Source organism: Paenibacillus sp. FSL K6-2859 (assembly GCF_038008265.1).
Taxonomy (GTDB): Bacteria; Bacillota; Bacilli; order Paenibacillales; family Paenibacillaceae; genus Paenibacillus_AQ; species Paenibacillus_AQ nitricinens.
In genome coordinates, this window is sequence record NZ_JBBOYU010000001.1 from 2,257,988 (window position 1) to 2,283,614 (window position 25,627).

Genomic DNA, 25,627 nt, shown 5'->3' on the forward strand with positions numbered 1-25,627 from the left:
ATATCCCACACGAAAGGAGACGCTGCCTATGTCGTTCAACCGCGCACCTTTTAATCGCCCTTACGTAATCCGAACGTACTTCAACGTAACTATAGAATCCGCAACGGAACCACGCGCACGCCTTAACGCTGACTTCGCGGTCGGTATCGTATTTGACACCGCGACAAAGTTCGACGGAGCACCAACGCGCGATATCCCGTCCGCCGCAACCTTCACCTCGGCTACGGAAATGTTGACGCAAATGATTCGCGAACGCCTAAACTCCGCGAGCATTCGGTCGGCAACGCAATTTAACGCGAAAGTCCGCTATATGCACGTTGATAAACTCGGCTTTACCGGAAACTTCGCGCCTGGCGATAAACTCGTAATCGATACGAAGAAACAGACGATAACGCTGAACGGAGTCAACGCGATTCACATGCTCGACGGCGACTTCTTCGAGCTTGGCCTCGGACTTAACGAAGTTACCTACGCAGATAACGAAGCCACACGGTCAGTCCTTACGCGGATTACGCATCGCGACCGTTATCTCTATTAACACGAAAGGAGCGCGCATATGTCACGCTACTTGCAATCGTATGACCGCCATTTCCAGCGGATCGGCATATTAAACAGCGCATACGATATTACGCGAACGCGGCGGATCAACGCAGACTATACGATGACCTTCGCGGTTCCTATGACGTCGGATGACTTCCGCGATAAGCTGCCGCTGAAAGGTCACGTTAAGGATGAGCGCGGTCAATATTACGTAATCAACTCGCGGAAACGATCGCGCGAAGACCGCAAACTAACCGCGCAGGTTACGTGTTCGCACGTTATGTTTAAGCTCGCGGATTATAAAGTTCCGTACACTTCGTACATCCGCGAGGCCTACGGTATTCAAATATCGCAACTCACTACGCTAATAGCGGCCGCCACGAACGGTCGCTTTTCTATTGCGGTCGACGATACGTTCGATCTCGTTGACGTAAAAGACTTCGGCGGCGGTAACTGTCTTGAAGCGCTCAACGCAGTCCTTACGCTGTACGGCGCGGAAGTTGTGCCAGATAACTTTACGCTACATCTGCGTAAGAAGATCGGCGACGCAAACGCGGATTATCGCGTACAGCTTACCCGCAATTTGATCAGCGCCTCATTAGCGGATGATGTAAATTCGCTGTGTACGCGCCTGTACAGCGAAATGAAAGACTCGCGGACGTGGGTCGGTCAATCTGCGGACATCTTAACTGCGGATGAGCGCGCGCGACTCTCCGCAATACCTGGCGCAATTACAGACGGCATTCTCCGCGTTAACTATCTCGTCAGCCAATACGCGGCGCTTTGGACATCCGACAGCGTTCCGTATTATGACGATGTGATTACGGAGCAAGACGTTACCGATCCGCTGAAACTGCTGGCGGCGGCGCGTCTACGGTTGGCTGAGCGTGAAGTGCCGGCGCTTGAAGTATCCGTTAGCGCTGCGGACTTATTCAAGCTCGACAAAAACGAAGCGCGACCGGAGCTCGGCGATACCGTTACGCTAGTTGATCCGGAACTCGGACTCGACGGAATAACCGCGCGCATCACGGAAATGACGGAATATCCGTATGCCGCCGATAAGCACACGTCCCTCAAGGTCGCCAACGTTATGAAACGTGACTTTACGCAGATACTTGCGGACTTGGAATCGTCGCGCCGTACAATCGATAACGTGTTCAGCGGCGGGCGCATTCGTGCGGAAGTGTTCGAGGAGTTCGCGCGGTTGGCAGTTAATGAGATCAACGCGAGTAAAACGGAGATTAAATACGATGAGCGCGGAATCGTACTGCAGAGTAAAACGGAGGCGCGCGATCAAGTCATACTCACGTCAAACGGGATCATTATAACTACGGACGGTGGCGCTACAGCACGCGCAGCAATCGTGGCCGGACGGGTAGTGGCGGAAACAATCGTAGGGCAACTCGGAAGCTTCGTATCAATGGTGATTGGCGCGGATAATAACGTAGTTAAGATCAATACGAACGGAATTAGCGCCGGTCATAACGATTTCAACAGCGCGCCCTTCCGTTTGGATATGGCGGGCAACTTAATCGCGAACAGTCTGACCGCGAATAGAGCGAATATCCTATCGTCCAACTTTACGGACGGCGCGATTGTCGGTTCGTCAATTAACGTCGGCAACGGGATGTTTACCGTAACGAGCGGCGGAATCATGAGCGCAGTTTCCGGTAACTTTAGCGGACACATTAGCGCGTCTACAATTAGCGGCGGCACGATAACGGGCGCTAAGATACAGACGTCGGACTCCGTTTATCCACGCGTAGTGATCGACCCTACTAGCGTCGCGTTCGGCGTTTATGCGGACTCGAATAACGGGATTCAAATACCTGCGTTTGATGGCGGAGTAAGTAAGATTATCTTTAATGCTAACGGTAATCAATCAGTGTTATTTAACTCGCCAACATCTGGTTTTATTATGCAAGGCTACGGTAATGCGACAATATCAGGGTCTAACGTCTACCTAAACCCTTCTAGCGGATATGTACGGATCGGATCGTGGGGGACGCTAATGAACGGATCAGGTACGACTCTGCAAGAAGTAATTAATTCACTCTATCAAGCTATTGACGCAAAAGCTGATCGCGGGCATACACATACAGTTAACGTACCGAATCATAATCACGGAAACCCTGCTAACGCAACTAGTGGCGGTGGAACGTTTACGACATCTGCTGCGTAATGGTACTATTAGGTAAATACTATTACGGAGGTTATTAGATGAAGAAATTTATTTCTGGTGTCATAGGTGGCGCGTTACTATTTTCGGGCGTGTCTGTCTTTGCTGATTCAGCTAGCCTAATTGGTCAAAAAGTCCAAGGGTTATTTACGATAGAAAAGAGCGGTACGAAGGTAGACGACGCCATAATTATCAACGGCACAGCATATGCGCCCGTTCGTTCAGTTGCGAAGGCATCGGGCGCTAAATTGACGGTGGAAGGGAAGAAAATAATTATGGAGGAAGTATCAACCCCTACTACAAAAACTGCGGCGGAAATGCAGGCTGACCGCGCTAAAGTTGCCGCTGAAATAACAAAACTAGAAACTAACATAGTAGATTTAGAAACTAACGTGATCCCTATGTTTGAAGCGCAAGCGAAAGAGATGAGCACCAACGGAGCACTTGCAGAAACGGCAAAGAAGACCGCTGATGAGTATCGAAGCGTCGTTCTTAAGCAGAGAACGGAATTACTCGGATTAAAAACACAACTGGCCGAACTTGACGCTAAGCTTGCCGAATAACAAACGAATAAATAACGAAGAGTCTCGCCATTCCCGGCGGGGCTCTTTTTACGTAGAGGAGACGTTATATGAAAGCACGCGCACTACTCGAATGTACGATAGACACCGCAAATCCCGCCGCTGAACTCGCCGCAACTATTAGCGCAGTCTTAGCCGTTCTGCCAAACGCAGAAGCACGCCTATCCGTACTTCGTACGCTAGACGACGAAATCGGCTGCGCATTAGCGGATTATCTCGCGCCTGAAACGGAGGCGGTCGCTTAGTGGAAACGCTATGGGCGGAGGTCGCCAAGAACGGAATATTTGCGCTAGCCGCTGCGGTCATTGCCTACGCGCTATGGAAGCAGATGAACCGCATATCCGACGAAGCAAAAGAACGGGAGCAGCGGATTAGTAGCGAAGCCAAGACGGAGCGCGAACGGATGCACAGCGAAGCATTAGCGCGCGAAGACCGGTTGATGCGCTTAGCGGAAGGTTTAACGGCGCGGTTCGAAGCGCTCGCGGGTCAATACGAAGGGCTGGCGCAAGATGTACACGAAATTAAATCGAGTATTAACGGAAAGGATGCGGCTTAGATATGGGCGAGTTTAACTACCGCAAGGACTATATTCCGAAAGGGACCGCGTGTAATCGGCGGCCGGGATACGTTATGTCTGCGACTACTATTACGATTCACAATACAGGCAATCCGTCGTCGACTGCGGCAAATGAGCGCGCATGGCTAACGAATCCCACTAACGATCGCCAAGCGTCATTCCATATCGTAATCGACGAACGTGAGGCTATCGAATGTCTACCGCTGACCGAGAACGCATGGCATAGCGGAGACGGTAGCGCAGCGAAATCCGGCAACCGTACGTCGATCGGCGTAGAGATATGCGAAAGTGGTAACTACGTAAAGACGCTTGATAACGCGGCGAGTCTTGTAGCCTCGATGCTAAAGGAACGCGGATGGGGCGTAGATAGATTGCGCCGACATTACGATTGGTCCGGTAAAATATGTCCGCGCTTAATGTACGACAACGGCAAATGGACCGGATGGGCGGCGTTTAAAGCGCTAGTAGAGGCGAAGTTAAATCCGATTAAACAGGAGGTCAACGATATGATCGTGTATAAAGCTAATGTGGTAGTTAACGGATGTAAGGCAAAGGACGGCGTATTGATTGACGGAGCAGTGTACGTTCCATTGCGCGAGATGTCCGATCAGTTTGGCGCTGTAATTGCGTGGGATAACGTAACAAAGACCGCAACTATTACGAAGGAGGCGAAATAATACGATGAGCAAAAACGATATCTTACGTAAATTATCCTCGCGGAAGTTTTGGGCGCTATTGGCCGCGCTAGCTACGTCGGTACTTACGGCAGGTGGTGCAGGCGATAATACGGTGCTGCACGTAACAGGCGTAATTGGTGCGGTCGGCGCGTGTGTTGCGTATATGTTGGCGGAAGGCATTTCCGACGCAGCGAATAAAGATAAGACGGAATAGGTTACGCATATTTACAAAATGCGGAAACTCTCCGATAATAAGATATAAAGTAAATAAACGGAGGTTGGGCGAATATGTTCTTAGGCGTAATCGTATTCGGAGTTGTAGTCGGCATAATCATCGCGGTAGTTATCGCAATTAAACAGACCGCAACTGCGGAGAAAGTCGATTGCCCTACGTGCGGACGTACGACTCTGTTACCGGGCGGAAGCGCGAAATGTCCGAAGTGTAAAACGCTAATTGTGCGGACATCGAGCGGCGAATTAATAACGAAGTAAACACATAATATTAGGCGCAGTCTTTACGGAGTAATATCCGTAGGGGCTGCGCCTTTTTTGCGTTAATTACGCGAGTCTGTCCGGCATAACGTACAAGCCCGCCGTCATACGCTAGGGGTAAAGCGGTCGCCTACGCGATCCGCGCTTTGGGAGCGACGGTGGATACCTGCGCTCCTTTTTCATGTCCACACGCTAAAATGTCGTAAAATTTGACGACATAATGACCGAGCTTTGCCGCATAACATCAAACATACGTAAAACGTAGGAGGCGATAGCGGTGGTAAACAAAGCGTTATTGAAACGTATGGCCGGAGAAGTATCCGTTGGTATACTCGCTGAGATGATCGCAGATTATGCGCAAGGAATCACGGAAGCCGAAGACGTTGATGACGGCGTGCTTGAAGTAGTTAGCGCGATTGAAACGTTGACGGCGGAGATTAAGAGCCGTAATGGAGCGCCTAAAGTTGATCGGTCGAAGCGTAAGAAGACTGCCGCAGTAGTAGCGGAATCTAAGCCCGCCGACGATCTGCCGAGTCAAACGAATACTCAACCGGTAACTATGCGCCCAATAGGAAACGGTAGCCACCGTGAGTAAGTACGTACGCAAGGGCGTTAATTTCAACGTTGAGAACGAGCACCAGCGTAAAGTCTTCGCATGGGCTAAGAAGAAGAGTCCGAAGAACTTTAGCGGATTCGTAAAGGCGCTACTGTACGCGGCAATGACCGCAGAGTTAGAACAGAAGCGTGATCGCTCCGACAGTACCGCCGACGATTAATCCGATAACAAACGCCATGATTAACAACTCCTCTGCGTTAAATTTACGCCTAGTATACCCAAACCGAAAGGAATGATACGTATGACTAAAACCGTTGCGCTCGATTGGGGCGCATTCCAATCCGGTATTATATCGCCGAAAGTTCGTGGACCTCACGTACCGACTGCGTTAACTAAAACGGCCGCCACCGTTCACCTCGCGTTAATCCCTAAGACCGTTTTCGCGTCATCAGTAGCGGCAGGCTCCGCAACTTGGGCGACCGTGTTTACGACTGTACTCGGAATATCCGATTGGCTCTGCGTCGGTATTATTGTATACGCCGGCATTACGTGGATGTTCGGCAACCGTACGAAGGCGATCGAATTTCTAATGGGCGGCAGCATCGGATATATTATCGTGCGCCACGCGGTAGATATTCGGAATTGGTTGCGCGTGCTATGATACTCCGATTAAATGGCGTAGCGTTGCCGGACATTGGCGGAGGCGTAGTCGATAACATAACGGAAACAGTGACGGGAATTGTGTCGCGCGTACTCGGCGATACAGCGCACGGAATTATAGCGGCGATGAACGCATACTCTCCGGAAATCATAACGTTCGGCATCGTCATATGTGCGCTAGGAATGATGGTCGGGCCGATCGTCGGCAACAACGGTAAATGGATGGGGCGCATGTTTCTGACGTTTTGGGTGGGCGTGATATGGCGCGTATTAACGTAGGGGAGGCGAGCGCGATGTACACGGTATTCCGAATTATTCCGCATGTAACAACGCTGAACTCTGCCTCACGTAATCTACAGCGGTCACTCTACGAATTATTCTCCGCGCGAACTCCGGCACGACGCGAGGGCTATCGTATTGTTACGAAGCCGGCTCCGGACTTTTGGTGGATTACGCAAATGAGCGCAGATTCCATTTCGTTCTATTGCGCGGTGCCCGCCGAGTTTGCCGAAGCGTTCCGCGTTAAGTTTCGCAACCACGAGCAATGGCGCAAGTCTACGCTGGAGATAGCGGATGACTTCGAATTACCTGCGGAGGACAATACGGATTTATATGCGCTTAAATACCGCCGACACGACATGTTCTCGCTGGACTTCCGGTATAACGAGCAGACAACGCCTATCCGCGAATTACTCGGCGTTACAAACGAATTAAGCGCCGGCGAATCGGTCAGCGTGTTTATCCGAACTGAAACCGTAGCGCGTGCTAAATGGAAGAAACTCGCGGACTATGCGTGGGAAACGTGGGAGGGCGGCGGTCTTTTATATCGACCTGGATTCGATCCGATGCGGTTACTCCGATCACTAGCGATGGGCGCAGCGCATATCTTTTTCGAAGTTAAAACGTTGCTTGAAGACGTAATGAGCGGCGTTGAGAAATCGCTATTTCACGGAGCTAATCGCGCACCGAAATCCGTAAAAGCTGCGCTGCCTAATCCCGATCGCGCGGAGCTACTCGTTAATGGCGACTTATCTACGCAGACAAAGAATAAGCGCAATCTGCCCGTGTTTAAGACGTCGATAAGGTGCGCAGTCACTTCGTCCGATCCCGTTAAGCGCGAGATGCTGGCGCGGTCAGTCGCAGGTGCCTACGGGGGTCTTTCCGGTGATAATCGCTTGGAATGCGTAAAGGTTAACGTAAGAGCGCGCCAGGCTACGGAGGAGCTACGCGAGTGGAAAGTCCGCGAAATTGCTCCGAATATAATGAGCGTAGATGAGCTCGGCAAATTAACGCAGCTACCAACCGCGGATATACAGGCGGAGTTTGCGGATGTGCTTGCGTCTAATCGGCGCGTTGAGATCGAGTTGCCGCGCGCTTTCCTGGATGAACGCGGGATACTGGCGGGAACAGCTACGGACCGCGGCGTTGAGCATTCCGTTTACATTCCGACGAATCGACCGGATAAGCTGTTTATGCCGCGCGTGGTCAACGGATCGCCGCGCATGGGCAAGGATCAACACGTGATCAATCTCGTAGTCGAGGCGAAACGTAAGCACGGAATAGGCGCGGTTATACCGGACTTCATAGACGAACGTAATCGCGATAAGGGCGGAGCTCGGCGCGGCATGGCGGATGCGATACGTGACCATTTAGCGCCGGAGGACGTGATCGACATTAACTTAGCGGATACAGCATACGCGCCATATCTCGGACTGCAGACGATACTTAATAACGTAAGCGATAAACGGATAGCGGCGGATGTGATTGCGGAGTATCTAACGGACTTTTTACTCGCGGATGGTGACGAAGATAAGTTTCAGACGGCAGAGTTTACGCGTGATGCGGCGAAAGTGTGTAACGGGGATCTAACGGATATGAAGGCGATGTTTACTGGCGCGGCATTCCGTAAGAAGAAGATAGCGGAGTTGGACGACGTTTTCGATATGGATACGTGGCGCGATTTCGATAAGATGAGCGAAGGCAAGCAGGGGCAGATATTCGGACCGGTCATGCGCAGGATTTCGCAGGTAACGAGCAGCGAGTTTTTAAAGCCGATGTTCTGCCAGGCGCACAATCCCGCAATGGATTTATACCGCTGGATCGCGGAGGGTAAAGTCGTAATCATACGCTGCAGGATGCCGGATGGAATACCGATGCCCGAGCGCATAAAGGAGATACTCGGATACTGGATCGTTATGCTAACGTTTCTTATTAAACTAGCGCAAGATGGACGCGGTGCCGGAACGTTTCTCGTACTTAATGAGCCGCATCAATTTATGTCGCGCGGACTCGTTCACTTTACTAAGCGGATGCTGCGCGAGGGTCCGAAGTATAAACTAGCGCCGATCATCGCGTTTCACGATTTCAGCGCGTTCCACTCGTATCCGGGATTCGTAGACACGTTACTCGCCGCGTCGGTCAACTGGCATTTATTTCGCAATACTCACGTCGATACGTATAAGCGCTTGATGCCGTATTTATCGAAAACGTTCGACGATCCGCAGCAAGCGTTCGAGGCTACGCGGCAGTACCAGTTTATCGCGTGTTGGCTACGTGAGGGAGAGTACGAAGCGCCATTCGTAGCAGACGCGTTGCCTCTCGTAGGCAAACGTTATCCGACGGTGGATAATGGCGCGATCACGAAGGAACACGCGCGGAAATATGGGCGGCCGATAGCGGATGTCTTAGCGGAGATTAAGGCGCGGGGGAGGGCGTATAGGAAGGCGTGAAATTACTCCGCGCACAATTCGACAGATATGCGTAAAAAATAGTTGCAGCGATGCGCTCCCGTGTGATATATTATTTAGGCGGAAAGAATACGAGCGGATTGACTGAACGCTAAAAACCGTTGATACGAGCGGATTGTACGTTGACTGACCGTTGACATAACGGAGTAATTCGCGGGGCCATAGCTCAGCTGGGAGAGCGCATCGCTGGCAGCGATGAGGTCAGGGGTTCGATCCCCCTTGGCTCCACCAAACTTCATATGGACTCTTAGCTCAGTTGGTAGAGCAGTAGACTCTTAATCTATTTGTCCAGGGTTCGAGCCCCTGAGAGTCCATCCTAAAAGAAACGGCAGAAATGCCGTTTTTTTGTTGTTTAGGGACGGAGTGGCTTTTTATACTTTGGGTAGAAAAAACGTTCATTGCAAGGAGAGCCGTGCGGAAACATAGCTCCCGGTGCAAAAGCCGCTTTTAAGGGAAGCGGCTTTCGCATGATCAGTCAGGAAATAGACCGTATTCCTTTGTGAGAGGGCGGTCTATTTTTTTGCGCTGAGGTAAGATCCAGTGCTCTCTCCCGGTACATCGACGACCTCAAGACCAGGCATTGCTTCATCAAGCCAACAATAGACTCTAGTCGGGACGTGTGACTTAGGGTATTATGAAAGCGCAAACATATTTTCTGAGAAGTTATGAAAGCTACAATTTGGCTACAGAGCATAAAGGTAATGAACGGAGGATACGATGGAAAACTGGTTGGGTAAATCGTTAAAGCAGAAGCTGAGTTTGTTGATTATTATTTCGGTATTGGTACCGGTGTTGTCTCTGGGACTGTTCTCCTATTATATTGCTGAAAGTTTAACGGAGGAGAAAGCGAAAAGTTCAGGCATGAACACGCTTCGGCAAATTGGGGCCTATTTGGAAAATATGGTGAGCGATGTTGAGAATCTATCACTATTCCTCATCGGCCACCCGGATGTCCAAAGCTATTTGAAAACACCGGAACATGATTTGTTAAAGCAAACCTCGATCGTTAATTTACTTACAACATTATCGATTTCCAAACCATATATCGCCAATGTCATGATCGAATCGAATGAAGATAATAAGCCGTCGGTTTCCTTCAGATCCGTCCTTGAATCAGAATGGGCCGATATTCAGAGCGAATATCCCGGTTATTATGAGGAATATCCCAAGTGGTGGTCTCCGGTGCATCATTTCGTTACGTCGGACGGTAAGGAGGATGTCATTACGATGTCGCGGCCGATTCGCAGCACATCCAAATATTACAGTATCGGCATGCTTAAAATTAGCTTGACGCAATCGGTTATCTCTAACCATTTAAAGCAAGCTGGACTAGAGGGGGAAGGCGTCGCCCTGCTGTTGGACGGACAAAATCAGATATTGGCTGGGCCAGAAGGATATTCGACTAACAAGAACTTAAACGAGTATTTCCCCGGAATAGTTGATTTCAAGGGGAAATCGGGTTCGTTCGATTACCGGGAAGCGGAGGAACGGAGTACAGTACTGTACTATCAGATGCCGAATGTTAACTGGAGGCTCGTAGGGATCATTCCGGCAAAAGCTTACAGAGCGCAGAACCAGTATTTTTTAACGTTAACTGCAATTGCAGTCAGCATTTCGATGCTCTTTGTCATCGCGTTCGTACTTGTACTTATTCAAAAGGTAACGAAACCATTGTCTGCATTAACGAAGTTTCTTAGGAATTCCAGCCCGGACGAGCCGTTGCCGACACTGCCCGTCACATCGATCGATGAGGTTGGACAACTGATTATTAGCTATAATCGGATGAGCTCGCGAATTATTAATTTAACCGATGAGGTGAAGCTGAGCGAAGCGTTGAAGAAGGAAGCAGATATGTCGGCGCTTCAAGCGCAGATCAATCCGCATTTTCTATATAATACGTTGTCGTCAGTCCACTGGATGGCGCTAATGAAGGGAGAAGAAAGAATCGCGGATATGGTTGGCTCATTGAGTGATTTTCTTCGGTTCAGTTTAAATAAGGGACAGGAATATTGTGCAATCAGCCAAGAAATTCTGCATGTAGATCATTATGTGAAGATTCAGTCCATTCGATATCCAGATAAATTCGATTACGAGGCGGATATTCCGGCGGAGCTGCTGGATCTGAGAATGCTGAAGCTGCTGCTCCAGCCGCTAATTGAAAATGCGATGCTTCATGGCATTTTGAAAAGAGAGGGTAAAGGAAGCATTATTGTTAAAGCGTTGTCTGCGGGAGAGCGTATAACATTTATTGTTCAGGATGATGGTGTCGGCATGAGTAAGGAAAGAGTGGAGCTGCTAAGGGAGAAGATAAGCGCAAATTTGGGCATTGATCCGCTGAAGAATAATGACTCGGCAGGCAGCAGCTACGGATTGCGTAATGTGCATAATCGGCTACAGCTTCATTATGGGCACGAAGCTGGCTTGCGGATTGAAAGTGCAGAAGGTAGCGGCACTAAAGTTAGCTTTACGATTATTCCGCTCCAATCAGAAATCAAATAGATTGCAACCTTTGTGGGGAAGAAGGAGAGTCTGCATATGAAGCTTTTAATTGTAGATGACGAAGTCATTATTAGGACCGGCATTAGCACGGTTATTAAATGGGAAGAGAATGGCATTGAGCTGCTTGTGCCGGCTGCTTCCGCAGAGGAAGCTTTGATGCGCATTCCGGTTGAGTGTCCTGACATCATTCTAACCGATATTCGGATGACGGGAATGACGGGATTGGAATTATCTCGTGAGGTTAAGCGGAATTTTCCTTACATTGAAATTGTTATATTGTCTGGATTCGATGATTTCGCATATGCACAGCAAGCGATGCGGGAAGGCATAAGTGATTATTTGCTTAAAAATAGCCGTCCTGGCGATATCATGACTGCGGTTATGCGCGTGAAGCAGCGTATCGTCAGCAGAAGGGAGGCTGATCATCAAGGCGCCATCCATCAAACGGCATTCCGTTGGAAGCAGCTAGATCGGTTTCTTCGCGGGGACAATCTCCTGACGGAGCGTGAAAGTGAGGAACTGTTGATCTATTATCCTGAGCTGAGGCTCGGATCGGATATGGAGAAGCTAGAGCTATGGCTAGTGACATCAGCGTCTCCACTGACCATGAAGGAGGAGACGGAAAGTGAAATGAATGAGGCGGCTGCGATGATTAGGGATTCACTTGGCTGTGTCATTCTGGATTGGGAATATGGATGGCTGCTTATTTTCCGCAGGGGGCAGCCGGGCGCGAAGCGATTGGTTAAGGCGTCGATGGAGCGGGCGGAGCGCGTTTATCGCCAGCCTTTTTTTGCAGCATGCGGTGTATGGGCCAGCAATGTGGCAGAATTGAGGGAGTCCCTTCGTACCGCCGAACATACCACCTCTTTCCGATGGTTAGCAGAGGAAGCAAGGCTGCTGGTTTATGAGGATATTAAAGACCGGAAAGGAATGCGGACCGTTTGTACGGAAGAAGTGGAGAGTAAGTTAACCGCCGTTCTGAGAAGCGGAAGCCGAGAAGTCGTACAGCAGTGGATTAAAGGTGAACTGGCGAGCATTAGGCAGGATACGGAAGCGACGCCTAGTTCGGTTCAAGCGTATTTGCATTCGTTGATCGTTGGGGGATACCGCTGGTTAGAGCGTGCAGCGGCATCCGTGGGTCAATCGATGCCGAAGCTTCCGCAGCTTGAACAGCTGGATATGAAGCTGCTTTCAACGAATCCAGAAGAAATACTGCAGCAGATGCTGCTTGCAATCCATGCGCAGTATGAACGATTAAATGGGAGCAGAAATGAAGCCATAAACCGAACTGTGGCTTATATACGCGAGCATCTTGCTGACAGCTTGTCTTTGGCACAGGTAGCGGCAAGCGTACATATGAATCCAAACTATTTTAGCAAGCTGTTTAAACAGGAAACAGGTAAAAACTATATTGAGTATGTAACGGAAGCGAGAATGGAATGGGCTAGCCGTTTGTTGAAGGAAACGCCGGCGAAGGTAAGCGAGATCGCTAGGCGGGTAGGTTACGAGGATATGAAGCATTTTAACCAGCTTTTTAAGCGGTACAGTGGTGAAACACCTTCGCAATATCGATCAAGATGAATGGCCGAAGGTGAAAATATCCCCCGTAAGCGCTTAATTATCCCCCCTACGACTTATCGTCTGTCTTATCTATACTAGGGTTATCACTAAAGGGGGAATATTCGAATGAAGAAGAGATTTGCGTTTGTAACGACAATTATCTTGATGATTGCCCTTTTGGCAACCGCTTGCAACAATGGCGGAAAAACGGAGCAGGGCAATGAAGGCAACAAAGGCTCTGTAGAAAAGACGAAAATTTCAATATGGCATAACTTCGCGGGTGATGACCTTCGTGCCAAAGCGGTTAGAGACCTGATCGACAAGTATAAAGCGGAACATCCAGATGTTGAGGTAGACGCGCAAGCGATCCCGGTTGACGGTTATCGTCAACGCCTAAGCACAGTGGCTGCAGCAAATGAAATGCCAGACGTATTTTTCGTCTATGCGGGCAGCCAATCCCAAGAGTTCTATGATGCCGGGAAGCTTCAACCGATTACAGAGTTGATGGATAAATACCCTGAATGGAAGAATAATTTCTTGGCAGGGGCATTCGACCGCTATGAGTTTGAAAAAGGACAAATTTTCACAGCGCCGCTCGGGATGTCAGCAACTTCGTTCATGTATTACAACAAAGATCTTTTCGAGAAGCATAGTGTAAAAGTGCCGACGACTTGGGAAGAGATGATGACTGCGATCAAAACGTTCAACGACAACGGCATTACGCCGATTGCCCTCGGCAATAAAGCGCCATGGGTTGCACAATCGACGATTATCGGTTCGTTGGCTGACCGCGTGACAGGCACGGAATGGTTTTTGAAAGCTGCAGCTCAAGATGGAGCGTCTTTTACAGATTCTGTGTTCATTGATGCATTGGGTAAGTACAAAGAACTCGTTGACAATAAAGCGTTTCAAGATGGCGCAAACAGCATCGACAACACACAGGCAGAGCAATACTTCATTCAAGGCAAGGCAGCCATGATGATTAACGGTGCATGGTCACTTACGAATCTTGCAGCATCCTCAACACCTGAGCAATTAGCACCTATCGAAGTCACAACTATGCCTGGCATCGAAGGTGGAGCAGGCAAAGCGAATACACTTTCGGGCGGCGCTGGCGCTGGCTTCGCGCTTAACAAAAATACAAAAGGTGCACAAAAGCAGGCAGCACTTGATCTGATCTACGCAGTAAGCGGACCGGACGGCCAAAAGGCGATTGCAGAAAGCAACTCGATGGTTATGTACAAAGTAGAACTGGATAAGTCGAAAGTAAGCCCGCTTTACTTCAAAGCTTACGAATTGGCTGTGAATTCTGAAATTACACCGGTATATGACGCCTATTTATCTGCTGAAGCAGGCGAGGTGATTAACAACGGTCTTCAAGAGCTTATGATGGGTGGTAAGCCGGAGGATGTTGCTAAAAAACTGCAAGATGCGCAAGCGCGTTCGACTAAAAAGTAATCAGACAAAAGCAAGTAAAGGAGGCTGCCGCCATGCCTGCATCATTGCGCAGCAGAAGCTTCGTCATCATGGCGCTGCTTCCTGCACTACTCATTTTTATCATCTTTGCGATCGTCCCGATTTTTTGGTCAGCGTACTACGGGTTCTTTGAGTGGAAGGGACTCGGTGCTGCCAAGCTTATCGGGTTGGATAATTATCGAATGATATTAGAGGACCCTGTATTCTGGAGAGCGCTGAAAAACAATCTGATCCTTGTTGTCTCGGCAGTAATAGGTCAAGTATCGGTCGCATTGCTGCTGTCATTGCTCCTGCTTAAGAACACGATGTTCAATCGCTTGATGCGCTCCGCCGTATTTCTCCCGATGGTGCTGTCTACAGTCGTCGTCGGTCTTATCTGGGGTTATATTTATCACCCGCAAATTGGTTTACTGAATCAATTATTGGAGACGCTGGGACTGGAATCTTGGACTCGAACTTGGCTAGACGACCCTAAAATCAATATGTTTGCCGTATCGATTCCGATTAACTGGGCAAATATCGGGCCATATCTTATCATTTTCATCGCTGCACTCCAAAATATTTCTTCGGAAATTAATGATGCTTCGAAGATCGATGGGGCGATTGGTTGGAGGAAGCTATTTTTCGTAACGCTCCCGATGATTTGGGGAACGGTTGTTGTAACCATCGTACTGTGCATATCTGGGAGCTTAAAGGCATTCGACCATGTTATCGTCATGACGCGTGGCGGACCTGCACAATCTACAGAATTGCTCGCCACATATATGTACAATAACACCTTTACGGTATACCGTTACGGCTACGGCTCTGCGGTATCCACAATGATTATTCTGATTAGCGCCGTGCTCATTGGCCTAAATCACATCATCACGAAGAGACGCGGGTAATGGGCGGTCGGCTAATGTTAGCCCGGCCGATGAAGGAGTGAATCGCTATGCAAGTAATGATAAACGCTCGGTCGGAGAAGATGAGAGGCTCGCTGTTACGTAAGCCGATTTCCGGAATTGCGAAAATCATTCTGTTATTTTATGCCATAATTACATTGTATCCGCTATACTGGTTAGGAATAAGCGCATTCAAGTCGAATCAGGAATTTTTCAATCGTCCTTATTCCTGGCCGCAGCATTGGCAGCTCGACAACATAACCCGGGCATGGGATCTCGGAAATATGGGCCGGGCGGTGCTCAACTCCACAGTAGTTACTATGTCAGCGCTACTGCTAACTATTGTGCTCGGCATGCTTGCTGCTTATGTGCTTGCCCGATTCCCATTCAAGTGGAGTGGAGCTGTAAAAGGATTGTTCTTGCTCGGCATGCTCATTCCAATTCATAGCACACTCGTTCCATTGTTTATTTTCATGAACAAGCTCGGGATGCTGAATACGTACTGGTCACTCATTCTGCCTTATACGGCATTTGAATTACCAATTGCAATCTTCCTCGGAATGGCCTACATCGTATCTATTCCAAGAGAAGTAGAGGAAGCGGCGATGATCGACGGCAATGGCTGGTGGGGAATCTTCGGACGCATCATTTTCCCGCTGTCTCTGCCAATCGTGGCTACGATTACAATTCTTGCATTTTTAAGGTTTTGGAATGACTTCTCCTTCGCGCTCGTCTTTATTAATTCTCAAGCGCTGAAGACGCTGCCCCTCAGCTTGTCGCTCTTCTCCGACGGATTCGGAACGGACTACAGCTTAACAATGGGAGCGATGTTTATTGCTGCAATACCAACCATCGTCATCTTTTTGATCTTCCAAGAGCAAATTATGAAAGGCATGGTTGCAGGCTCGGTCAAAGGTTAACACCCTTGATCGAGTTTTTAGTGTAATTTTATACATATTTCATTCTTGTGGAGGGATTGACAGTGAAGTTACATTTTATAGGAGAATTGAGCGAGCTTCAAGCAGGGCTTCAGTTGCTGCTTGCCGAACTTAAGTCAGAATCGTCGGAGGACGGAATTCCCGTGTGGATAGAATCGTCTTCAGGAAAACTGGAAGTTGGCTATGATGGTAAAAGCGCATATATTCGTTACGGCGCTAAACATCAATTTTTCCGCGGCTTGGGATTGTTGATTCAGAAGTTTAGTGGTGGAGAGAAGTTTCAAATTATAGAGCAACAACAATTCGATGCGATTGGTCCGATGTTTGATTTGTCGCGCAATGGAGTGCTGACCGTTGAAAGCTTCAAGTTTATGCTGCGCAAAATGGCGCTGATGGGCTTGAATAGCGTCATGCTCTATTTGGAAGACACTTACGAGATCGAAGATGAGCCTTATTTCGGCTATATGCGCGGCCGCTACTCTGCTGCGGAGTTGAAGGAAATCGACGATTACGCCGATCAATTCGGCATTGAAGCGTTCCCGAGCATTCAGACACTGGCTCATTTGGAGGAGTTTCTGAAATGGGAGCCGGTAAAGGAATATAAAGATACAAAAGGCGCGTTGCTAGTTGGAGCGGAGAAGACTGATCGTCTGGTCGAAAATATGATTGTCAGCATTAGCGCACCGTTCCGCAGCCGGAAAATCCACATCGGCATGGATGAAGCGGAAGAACTTGGACGGGGTAAATTTTTGGATCGCAATGGACATATGAGCCGTTTTGATATTATGACAGGCCATTTGGAACGGGTGCTCGCAGTAACTCGACCCTTAGGGCTGAAAGCGATGATGTGGAGCGATATGTTCCTGAAGCTGGCTTCGGCGAACGGTGAAGATTATTACGGCCATGAGACGCAAATATCAGAGGACATGTCGAGCCGCATTCCGAAGGACATAGATATGGTTTACTGGGACTATAACCACGTCGAGGAGAGGGACTACGAAACATTGATCGCCAAACACCGGCCGCTCGGCAATAATCTTATTTTTGCGGGTGCGGTGTGGGTATTCAATACGTTCGGTGTCAATTACGGGCTATCCTTGCCGGCGACCGATGCAGCGCTGACGGTATGCAAGAAGGAAGGCATTCGCGAAGTTTATGCGACGATGTGGGGTGACGATGGAATGGAGAGCAATCCGTACATCGCTTTGCTCGGCTTGCAGTTTTATGCGGAGCATGCCTATTCTTCTTCCACGCCGTCTGACGAGGTACTGGCCGAGCGCGTTCGGTTCTGCACCGGCATCGAGGCAGATGCTTACATGGGGCTGAAGTATTTGGACGAGACACCAGGAGCTGCACCAAATAATCAGAAGCAGAGCAATCCGTCTAAGTTTCTGTTGTATCAGGATGTACTGCTGGGGCTGTTCGACAAACAGATTGATGGGTTAGATATGACGGCACATTATGCATGGACAGAAAGTGAAATTGCTAGCCGCAGAAAGCCTGAGGCAGAGCTGGATTACTTGTTCGAGGTGCCGCAAAAGCTGTGTGCGGTGCTGAAGCAGAAGAGTGAAATCGGGCTTGAGCTGAAGAGGGCTTATGACAGTGGCGACAAGGCATTGCTTAGGCGGATTGCTGAGGACATTTTGCCTGAAATCTCACAGGCTGTGCAAAAGCTTAGGGTCGCACACCGGAAGCAATGGCTATCGATGTTCAAGCCGTTTGGCTGGGAGGTGCTCGATATTCGTTACGGCGGCGTCATAAGCCGGTTGGATACAGCGAGCATGAGGCTGCTAGAATATGCGGACGGAAAGCTCGAGCGGATTGAGGAGCTGGAGCAGGAACGACTGCTGTATAGCACGACGAACCGTTTCACCGACAAAGGTGCAGGCTGGTGTAGTTATTATTACCGCATGGCGTCGCCTAACGTCTTTTTCCATGTGATCAATCCATTCTAGGTTGAGGAATTATGAAATCGTATCGAAACTGAATTCGCAATACAGGAACTTTAAGGTATGATTTAAACGTAATACGTAAACCTAACAAACTAAGAATAGGTATAAACAAGTTGCCAGACCACAGTTTTCTGTAGTCTGGCATTTTATTTAATGGGGGCACATCGTATAAAGTTGTTCCCACTGAATACTCCACACATGTGGAGTTCGCGAAACAGGGCTCCCGATGCAATAGGCACTTTTAAGGGCGGTGGCTTTCAGGTATTACAGGCAGCATTATTCTGTTGCGAGGATTATTCGATAGAGATTTGTCAAAATAAAAGACACCCGGTTTTGTTTGATCGGGTGTCTTTTTGCTGATTTAAAATATACAAAAAAATATTTTGTCACATATTTATTTGTTCTTGTGAGTGATCCACCGCTTAGTTTACCAACCCACTAGTAGCTTGTTTTTCTTTCCATACCATTGTGATTAGAAGTCCAATAAACATAATGACAGCCGCAAAGAGATACGGATAGTTGATGTTTACATCAAATAATACTCCGCCTAATGCAGGTCCGATGATATTACCAAGGCTAGTATAGGTTGAGTTCATGCCAGCGACAAAGCCTTGCTCTTTTTCAGCCGTTTTTGATAAATAGGTCGTTAATGCTGGACGGAGTAGGTCAAAAGCGAGAAAGATGAAGCAGGTAACTAGCAGAACAGTTAAATAGTTATTGATCATGGTGGAGGCTACTGCTAAGGCTACGCCAGCAATTAAGCAGATTTGAATGAGTTTTTTTTCACCGAGCTTATCTACCATTTTACCGAATAAAAAGACCTGCACAACCACCCCGAAGATTGAGCTTATTGTAATGATGGTTGCAATATCCCGTGGAGTGAAGCCAAATTTATGATCAGAAAACAGGCTAAACACAGTTTCATATGCCGATAAACCAAAGGCGAGGACAAACACAATAATAAACGCAATAATATATGCTGGGTGAAACGAGCGTTTCAGATCACTGATAAAGTTGGTGTCTTTTTTAAGATTACTGATTTCCAAAAGCTGCTCTTTGGATAGTGGCTCTTTCAGAATAAATATCGACGAAATACAAGTGATTAAGGCGAAGCCAGCAGCAAAATAGAATGGAGCACGTATACCTAGTTCAGTAATAAATCCTCCGATTCCTGGGCCAATAATAAAACCAATACTAATGGCGGCAGAAACATAACCCATTGCCTTAGGTCTTTCCTCTACTGAGGTGATGTCCGCAACATAAGCAGTGACGGCAGGCATAATGAATGCACCAGCAATCCCTCCAAGAATTCTGGCAAAATAAAGAACGGATACATGTGTGCCTAAACCAAAGATTAATTCCGACGTGCTGAAGAGTACTAAGCCGATTACGATCATTTTTTTTCTGCCGTAAGTGTCAATCCATCGCCCAGCCAGAGGAGACATGAGTAATTGCGCGAACGCAAATGCTGCTACAAGATACCCCATCGTTTTACCTGACAAATGCATAATGTTCATAAAGGATGGCATAACAGGGACAATCAGTCCAACACCTAGAAAAACAATGAATATATTACTTAGCAAAATGAGTAAGACTGTTTTTTGTTCTTTCAATGGTTTCTTCATGAAGTAAATACCTCTCTTTGTAGAATCACAGCTGTGAAATACCTCTCCAAAATACGGTCCATGAGGCATTCAGTTTTTCATTTAAACGGATCTCATTATTGCCATACACAAGCTCAAGCATAATCGAATCAACTACACCTAAAAAGGCAAGCGTTGGGATGGAGGCTGCATCTTCCATGATGACTTTGGCATCGATCCAAGCTTGGAATTTACTTTCAAGTACGGGTTGAATCTTTTTCTCTGTGTCGATGACTTCTTCATCAATCGCTTTAGCAAGATGGGGCGGTGGAAAAAAAGAGATACGCAGCCAAAACTTTAACTGCTCGTTCTTTTGAAACATATCAATGACCAACTGCAGATATCCTAATAAATCCGTTTTAGGATTTTGAGTCCCCACCTTACTCAAATATTGTAGTTTGGATGAAATTTCTGTCTCTTTAGCATCTTGTAAGACTTGTAGAAAGAGATCATCTTTCCCTTTAAAATGGGCATAAAGTGATTGTTTTTTCATCCCGACTTGCTCAGCAATTTGAGACAAAGAAGCACCTTCATACCCGTGAGTTGTGAAGCATTTCAAAGCAATGTCTTTAATCTCTTTACTTTTCAAAAAAATTCACCTCAATATTAACGAACGTTCGTCAGTTATACTATCAAATTAAATTATTTTATGCAAATGAAAATTAACTCCACAATGCATAGTATGGCTAAAATCCATTGAATTCCTTAAGCATTTCGGTAAAGGTCTCAAGCTGCTGGTTATCCCATTGAGCAATACGCTCGTAAAATACGAACTCCTTATCCTGCAGCGCAGCAAAGGTTTGTTGTCGTCCAAGCTCTGTGAGCGCAAGAAGTACAGCTCGACGATCATGTGGAGAGTCTTCCCTTTTAACATACCCTAAATTCTCAAGCTGTTTGAGAAGACGACTAACCGAACTACGATCCATAGCTGTTGCTTCCGCCAAAGCAGAGGCGCTAGTCGGACCATAGGAATACAGCCAACGGACGATATGGAAAGCAGCAGGTTGTATAGAAGAATCGAAAGCGGCGGCAGTTCTGACATTCAGTGCATGTGAGGCGCTAATAAGCGCATTAATTTGTTCGCCGAGCTTTAGCTCGAGTTGTCCTCTTAACGTATCTTTGCGTTCGACATTCATTGGTTGAACCACCTAACGTAGATTATTATTCAAAAATTTTATACTTTTAATTAGTTGACATATATCAATCACTTGAATATAGTTGACATATATCAATTATATGTTTTCGATAACATCCTGTCAAAATGAACTTGCAGCTGTTTTAGTCCTATATAAAGGAGAATGAAGATGACGACAAAACCGATTATTGTAATTACTGGAGCTACAAGTGGTTTGGGACAACTCGTTGCCATTGAAATGGCAAAGCGTGGTTCTCATCTTGTTCTGACTGCTAGGAGTGAAAGTCGCGCAGAAGCTACTCAGAAAATGATTACAGAGAGCGTACCTGCTGCCGAAATAAATTTTTTCTATGGGGACTTATCCTTAATGAAGGATGTCAGTCGTTTGGGGCAAGAAATATCTGACGCATATCCGAAGATAGACGTGTTATTAAATAACGCAGGACTTCATGCGTTTGAACAGCGGATCACTTCTGAAGGAATATCAGAAATGATGGCCGTGAACTATTTTGCCCCATGGATATTGACTCATACTTTACAGCTTTCTTTGAAGGCAGCGGGAAGTGCAAGAATTATAAATGTAGCTTCTGAAGCTTCACGCAATCATGGAGAACTTAAGCTTCCGGAGGATTTGATAAATACATCTGATTTTTCGGCTAGAGGTTCGTCAGAGATATATGGAAAAACTAAGCTGCTTAATATCATGTTTACCGCTGAACTTGCTCGCCAATTCAAAGGAACCGGAGTTATTGTTCACGCATTAAATCCTGGTTTTAATGTAACGGGTTTGGGGCGTGAGTTATGGTTTGCACCTATACTTAAACGGGTATTGAAATTTCTTCATATTGGGAATCCACGTAAGGGAGCTGATATCATTATTCGTTTAATGATCGATCCAAAATATCAGGAGACCACAGGGGGATATTTTAATGTTGGAACAGGCAATCCAATAGTGCCCGTACATCCAGGTGGAGATAAGAAAATGGAAAATGAATTATGGAATGATACGCGATTAGTAATACATCAGATAACTCAATGACAAAAGGAGCTGATCCTAAAGTAGAACTTTCTACATTAGTGTCGGCTCTTTTTCGTTTTGAATCAACTCGTAACGTTGTCGAAAACTGGGAAAAAACTCGGATTTAAAGATTAAGTGAATGGATGTGTGTAATATTCTGAGTACTTTTGTCACCATGCAGGAAGTAGAACAAATTTAAGGGAATATGTTTCTTCAATATTCATGGTGAGGTGGAAGTGAGCGTTTATAAGTTATCTTTTTAAGGGGAGTGAACTTATGAGAAAAAATTGGCGGATGTCTAGCACTTTAAGGATTTTTTTTATACTTGTAGTCATTCTGCCGATCATCTTATTCTCCATCATTATTCTAAATATTTATAAGCGAGATATTCTTCAGCAAAATACATCACGATCTCTACAAACAGCTCAAGCGATCTCCTATTCCGTTAGTCAGGAAATAAGGAGGTTGACGGGTCTATTTGCTTCCATCGGTATGGACAGGGATGTGATGGCAAAACTTTATGAAATTAATCGTAAGCGTGGAGTCGAGAAACAGCAGGCTTACTATGAACTAAAGGTCTTAATAGAGAAGTACACGGCCTCTATCTCAGGACGAGTACTGTCGGTGAACTTCCTATTTAAAGACCATAAATCCTATTCGTACTTAAAGAATTTGAATTTGGATGATTCTTATTTTCGCCAAAAAACGTGGTATGGGCAGGTGCTGAATAATCCCGATAGCGTTCATTTTCTGGGGATGATGCCCAATATTTTATATGGTAACTACAATCCTTACAATATGGTTGCTGCCCTATCTCCAAGTGTAATCAATCCTTTATCCCAGCTAGAAATGATTCTTTTTACGTTTGAGAGTAGTGCCTTTGATCATATTTTGCAGTCACGTGATAATACGGAATCCAGCCTTTTCATCGTCACAGAGGAAGGTCAAATTATCTCATCCAATACCCTTGCCTCTAGAGGGGGGGAATTCCAAATGCACTGGTTCGCAAATCGTGGGCCGGAGGAAAAAGGGTACGTTGTGGATGTTCATGGTGATGATAGAAATCTGATAACCTACGCCAAGATTGATCAGACCGGATGGTGGCTAGTACAGTCTATTCCATATGCTGATCTAACAGCCAATTACCTTAGTGTGAATTATATCGTCTGGGTGTTTGCATTGATGATCATCTTAGCGTTTATTCTTGTTTCATTTTACTTTGTATCTAATGTTACTAAGCCGTTAAATGAGCTTCTCCGGCAAATGGATCTGGTGACTGAAGGTGATTTAAACGCTAAATTTATGAGAACAGGCAGCCTGGAGCTAATTAAGCTTGGGCATTCTTTTAATCATATGACGGAGCGTATTCAGGATTTACTCTATCATCATGAAAGGCAAGAGGTGGAGAAGCGAAAGGCGGAGTTTGCGGCACTTCAGTCGCAGATTAATCCACACTTTTTAATAAATACGCTCAATTCAATCAAGTTTATGGCTTTAATCAGTAAAGCAGATAACATACGGAATATGACACATGCCCTAACTCGTCTGCTGGCTTCTTCTTTTAATCGAGGTGGAATTCTGACTACGATTGATGAGGAAATAGATCATTTAAAGAATTATTTGTATATCATGGAGATTCGTTTTGGTAGACCGATTCAAACGAGATGGGAAGTCGATGAGGATTTAGCAGGTTATTATATATTGAAATTGCTACTACAACCTATTTTAGAAAATAGCATTATTCATGGACTAAAGAATGTTGACTATCCTGGTATCATCGAAATCATAGTGAGCAAACAAGCGGAAGATCTTCTTATAACCATAGCTGATAATGGGGTAGGTATGTTGGATATGGATGCTCAGGAATATGATAGCGATGGTATTCGCCATCAGCATTCTTTCAGTGGTATGGGAAACAGTAACGTTAATAAGCGAATTCAGCTACATTACGGGAGGCGTTTCGGCTTAAAGTACGAAAAGAATAAACCTCAGGGAACGATAGTATCGATAAGACTACCGTTGATCGACACGCCGGAGGAAGAGATGCAGGATCAGTTGTTAGGGGAGGGAGGATGAAGAACGCTGCGGAGGAGCATAAAAGATCATAGTCCAGAGGGAAAACATCATTCATGTGTAATCTCAGAGGAGGTATGATGGTATAAACTTTTTTTCGAAGGCTGTGATTAATAGAAGTGAAAATAATACTCCGTTTGTCCTTAATAGGGATCATTTCTCTTATTTTTGTAGGTGGCTTCTTCTCTTTAAGTAAGTTCAGTTCCAAAGGAGGGGCAATAGAGCAACAACAGGGAAAGGTGAATCTGGATCAACCGATTAAAATAAAATTTGGCATGTGGGAAGCGAAAACAGATATCAAATTTTGGACGGAGAAGGTAAGAGACTACTCTAAAATTAAGCCTAATGTAACAGTTGAAGTAGAGACGATTCCTGATAATAGCGGTCAGTATTTAAAGGTTCGATTAGCAGCCAATGATTTGCCGGATATTTTTTACCTGAAGCCAGATGACCTAATCACTTACAAAGCAGTACTTCTTCCACTGGATGGATTAACCGCAGCAAAAAACAATAAATATCCCGCTAGAATAGATCATTCCATTCTTGGTTTGCCGCTTGTATCCTTCTCTGAATATGTCTATTACCATCCAAGTATCTTTCAAGAGGTCGGCGTAGAGATACCGCAAACGATGGATGAATTTATGGATGTGATGATGAAGATCAAAGCGGATGGTAAATATATTCCGATTGCGATTGGCGGGAAAGAGAATTGGACATTTTATCCTTTCACTGAGTTCGGGCCGCCTCTACTATCCAAGGATGAGAATTATTTATCCTCAATTGCACAAACGAAACGTCCTTTCGGAAAAGGTTCTCCCTTTGAGAAAGCAGCAGTGATGATCAAGAAAATAGCAGAGAATGAACTAGCTGGGCCCGATGCACTCAACATTGGTGTGGATCAGGCAACGCAGCTGTTTCAAAATAATGAAGCGGCCATGCTTGCACTCGGCCAGTGGTACCTTAGAGATCATTTGTCCAAAATGAAGGATGATAAAGATTTAGATGCGTTCACCTTACCCTGGAGAGAGACTGCTTCAGAACGTTTGCAGGCAATCACTATGCCAGATCAATATATGGCGATCAATAAAAATTCCAAAAATACGGAAGAGGTTAAAGCATTTTTGGAATGGGTATTTAGCCGAGACGTTTACCAAGTGTATATTAACTATTCGCAAAATTCATCGACAGTGATCAATATTGAATCATTCCTGCCGTTCTTCAACAATGTTCAAGAAAAGCACCCCTTTGAGCCGTTTATGTACCTGGGAATCGATGAGAAATTTGAAAAAGTAAAAAATGCTATACAGTTCGATGAGAAGAAGGCTGCACAAGAAATTTTTTCAGGTGCTGAGGTGTCCGATATTCAAGAAAAATTGAATGATGATTGGGAGATAGCGGTTGAGGCTTTGAGGTAATCCTATAGATCAATTATGGAGGGAT

At 46.4% G+C, this 25,627-nt stretch carries 25 protein-coding genes and 2 tRNA genes; 24 read left to right on the forward strand and 3 right to left on the reverse strand.

Going from position 1 to position 25,627, the window contains the following annotated elements; translation table 11 throughout:
* Positions 1-28: 28 nt before the first annotated feature.
* The 21 genes from MHB64_RS09905 to MHB64_RS10005 all read left to right on the forward strand — a co-directional run bounded on the left by MHB64_RS09905 (position 29) and on the right by MHB64_RS10005 (position 18,321).
* Positions 29-538, forward strand: a complete 510-nt coding sequence (locus tag MHB64_RS09905) for a phage distal tail protein (RefSeq protein WP_341134306.1) — start codon at positions 29-31, stop codon at positions 536-538.
* An 18-nt stretch (positions 539-556) separates the two neighbouring features.
* Entirely contained in the window at positions 557-2,722 is a 2,166-nt protein-coding gene (locus tag MHB64_RS09910) for a phage tail protein (protein WP_341134307.1), read from the forward strand.
* A gap of 38 nt (positions 2,723-2,760) precedes the next feature.
* Positions 2,761-3,282 (forward strand): hypothetical protein, encoded by a 522-nt coding sequence (locus tag MHB64_RS09915; RefSeq protein WP_341134308.1) that lies wholly within the window; start codon positions 2,761-2,763, stop codon positions 3,280-3,282.
* A 68-nt stretch (positions 3,283-3,350) separates the two neighbouring features.
* Entirely contained in the window at positions 3,351-3,545 is a 195-nt protein-coding gene (locus MHB64_RS09920; RefSeq protein ID WP_341134309.1) for a hypothetical protein, read from the forward strand.
* Complete coding sequence (locus MHB64_RS09925; protein WP_341134310.1) at positions 3,545-3,856, forward strand: hypothetical protein; 312 nt, start codon at positions 3,545-3,547, stop codon at positions 3,854-3,856. The genes MHB64_RS09920 and MHB64_RS09925 overlap by 1 nt, the downstream gene beginning before the upstream one ends.
* Before the next feature lie 2 nt (positions 3,857-3,858).
* The gene (locus MHB64_RS09930; protein ID WP_341134311.1) at positions 3,859-4,554 is read left to right on the forward strand and encodes an N-acetylmuramoyl-L-alanine amidase; all 696 of its coding nucleotides are present in this window, start codon (positions 3,859-3,861) and stop codon (positions 4,552-4,554) included.
* A gap of 4 nt (positions 4,555-4,558) precedes the next feature.
* Positions 4,559-4,768, forward strand: coding sequence for a hypothetical protein (locus tag MHB64_RS09935; protein ID WP_341134312.1), 210 nt, complete (start codon positions 4,559-4,561; stop codon positions 4,766-4,768).
* A 74-nt stretch (positions 4,769-4,842) separates the two neighbouring features.
* The gene (locus MHB64_RS09940; protein ID WP_076179078.1) at positions 4,843-5,046 is read left to right on the forward strand and encodes a hypothetical protein; all 204 of its coding nucleotides are present in this window, start codon (positions 4,843-4,845) and stop codon (positions 5,044-5,046) included.
* Positions 5,047-5,323: 277 nt separating this feature from the next.
* Positions 5,324-5,641, forward strand: coding sequence for a hypothetical protein (locus MHB64_RS09945; protein WP_341134313.1), 318 nt, complete (start codon positions 5,324-5,326; stop codon positions 5,639-5,641).
* Positions 5,634-5,822: a hypothetical protein gene (locus MHB64_RS09950; protein ID WP_341134314.1), complete on the forward strand. Its 189-nt coding sequence runs from the start codon at positions 5,634-5,636 to the stop codon at positions 5,820-5,822. Before MHB64_RS09945 ends, MHB64_RS09950 begins: the two co-directional genes overlap by 8 nt.
* Before the next feature lie 81 nt (positions 5,823-5,903).
* On the forward strand, positions 5,904-6,263 hold the full coding sequence (locus MHB64_RS09955; protein ID WP_341134315.1) for a hypothetical protein: 360 nt from the start codon (positions 5,904-5,906) through the stop codon (positions 6,261-6,263).
* Positions 6,260-6,541, forward strand: coding sequence for a hypothetical protein (locus MHB64_RS09960; RefSeq protein WP_341134316.1), 282 nt, complete (start codon positions 6,260-6,262; stop codon positions 6,539-6,541). Before MHB64_RS09955 ends, MHB64_RS09960 begins: the two co-directional genes overlap by 4 nt.
* On the forward strand, positions 6,523-8,991 hold the full coding sequence (locus MHB64_RS09965; protein ID WP_341134317.1) for a hypothetical protein: 2,469 nt from the start codon (positions 6,523-6,525) through the stop codon (positions 8,989-8,991). Before MHB64_RS09960 ends, MHB64_RS09965 begins: the two co-directional genes overlap by 19 nt.
* Before the next feature lie 173 nt (positions 8,992-9,164).
* Positions 9,165-9,240, forward strand: a tRNA-Ala gene (locus tag MHB64_RS09970).
* Positions 9,241-9,250: 10 nt separating this feature from the next.
* Positions 9,251-9,323 (forward strand) — tRNA-Lys (locus MHB64_RS09975).
* A 403-nt stretch (positions 9,324-9,726) separates the two neighbouring features.
* Positions 9,727-11,508, forward strand: coding sequence for a sensor histidine kinase (locus MHB64_RS09980; RefSeq protein WP_280786977.1), 1,782 nt, complete (start codon positions 9,727-9,729; stop codon positions 11,506-11,508).
* 36 nt (positions 11,509-11,544) lie between these two features.
* Complete coding sequence (locus tag MHB64_RS09985; protein WP_280786976.1) at positions 11,545-13,089, forward strand: helix-turn-helix domain-containing protein; 1,545 nt, start codon at positions 11,545-11,547, stop codon at positions 13,087-13,089.
* A gap of 99 nt (positions 13,090-13,188) precedes the next feature.
* The gene (locus MHB64_RS09990) at positions 13,189-14,526 is read left to right on the forward strand and encodes an extracellular solute-binding protein (RefSeq protein ID WP_445671634.1); all 1,338 of its coding nucleotides are present in this window, start codon (positions 13,189-13,191) and stop codon (positions 14,524-14,526) included.
* 32 nt (positions 14,527-14,558) lie between these two features.
* Positions 14,559-15,431, forward strand: a complete 873-nt coding sequence (locus MHB64_RS09995; RefSeq protein WP_094871496.1) for a carbohydrate ABC transporter permease — start codon at positions 14,559-14,561, stop codon at positions 15,429-15,431.
* 56 nt (positions 15,432-15,487) lie between these two features.
* On the forward strand, positions 15,488-16,348 hold the full coding sequence (locus MHB64_RS10000) for a carbohydrate ABC transporter permease (RefSeq protein ID WP_445671635.1): 861 nt from the start codon (positions 15,488-15,490) through the stop codon (positions 16,346-16,348).
* 62 nt (positions 16,349-16,410) lie between these two features.
* Positions 16,411-18,321 carry a beta-N-acetylhexosaminidase gene (locus tag MHB64_RS10005; protein ID WP_341134320.1) on the forward strand — a complete coding sequence of 637 codons (1,911 nt, stop codon included), beginning with the start codon at positions 16,411-16,413 and terminating at the stop codon, positions 18,319-18,321.
* Between the two features lie 419 nt (positions 18,322-18,740).
* Here the strand turns inward: MHB64_RS10005 and MHB64_RS10010 are convergent, their stop codons facing one another.
* From MHB64_RS10010 to MHB64_RS10020, 3 genes are all read right to left on the reverse strand, one after another.
* Entirely contained in the window at positions 18,741-19,943 is a 1,203-nt protein-coding gene (locus MHB64_RS10010; RefSeq protein WP_341134321.1) for an MFS transporter, read from the reverse strand.
* A gap of 25 nt (positions 19,944-19,968) precedes the next feature.
* Positions 19,969-20,550, reverse strand: coding sequence for a TetR/AcrR family transcriptional regulator (locus tag MHB64_RS10015; RefSeq protein ID WP_094871492.1), 582 nt, complete (start codon positions 20,548-20,550; stop codon positions 19,969-19,971).
* A gap of 97 nt (positions 20,551-20,647) precedes the next feature.
* Positions 20,648-21,097 (reverse strand): MarR family winged helix-turn-helix transcriptional regulator, encoded by a 450-nt coding sequence (locus tag MHB64_RS10020; RefSeq protein WP_094871491.1) that lies wholly within the window; start codon positions 21,095-21,097, stop codon positions 20,648-20,650.
* A 168-nt stretch (positions 21,098-21,265) separates the two neighbouring features.
* Between MHB64_RS10020 and MHB64_RS10025 the strand changes: the two genes are divergently transcribed.
* The 3 genes from MHB64_RS10025 (at position 21,266) to MHB64_RS10035 (ending at position 25,602) form a co-directional block, all read left to right on the forward strand.
* Positions 21,266-22,135, forward strand: coding sequence for an SDR family NAD(P)-dependent oxidoreductase (locus tag MHB64_RS10025; RefSeq protein WP_094871490.1), 870 nt, complete (start codon positions 21,266-21,268; stop codon positions 22,133-22,135).
* A 255-nt stretch (positions 22,136-22,390) separates the two neighbouring features.
* A complete protein-coding gene (locus MHB64_RS10030; RefSeq protein ID WP_341134322.1) occupies positions 22,391-24,190 on the forward strand; it encodes a cache domain-containing sensor histidine kinase in 1,800 nt (599 codons plus the stop codon).
* A 116-nt stretch (positions 24,191-24,306) separates the two neighbouring features.
* Complete coding sequence (locus MHB64_RS10035; protein WP_341134323.1) at positions 24,307-25,602, forward strand: ABC transporter substrate-binding protein; 1,296 nt, start codon at positions 24,307-24,309, stop codon at positions 25,600-25,602.
* Positions 25,603-25,627: the final 25 nt, after the last annotated feature.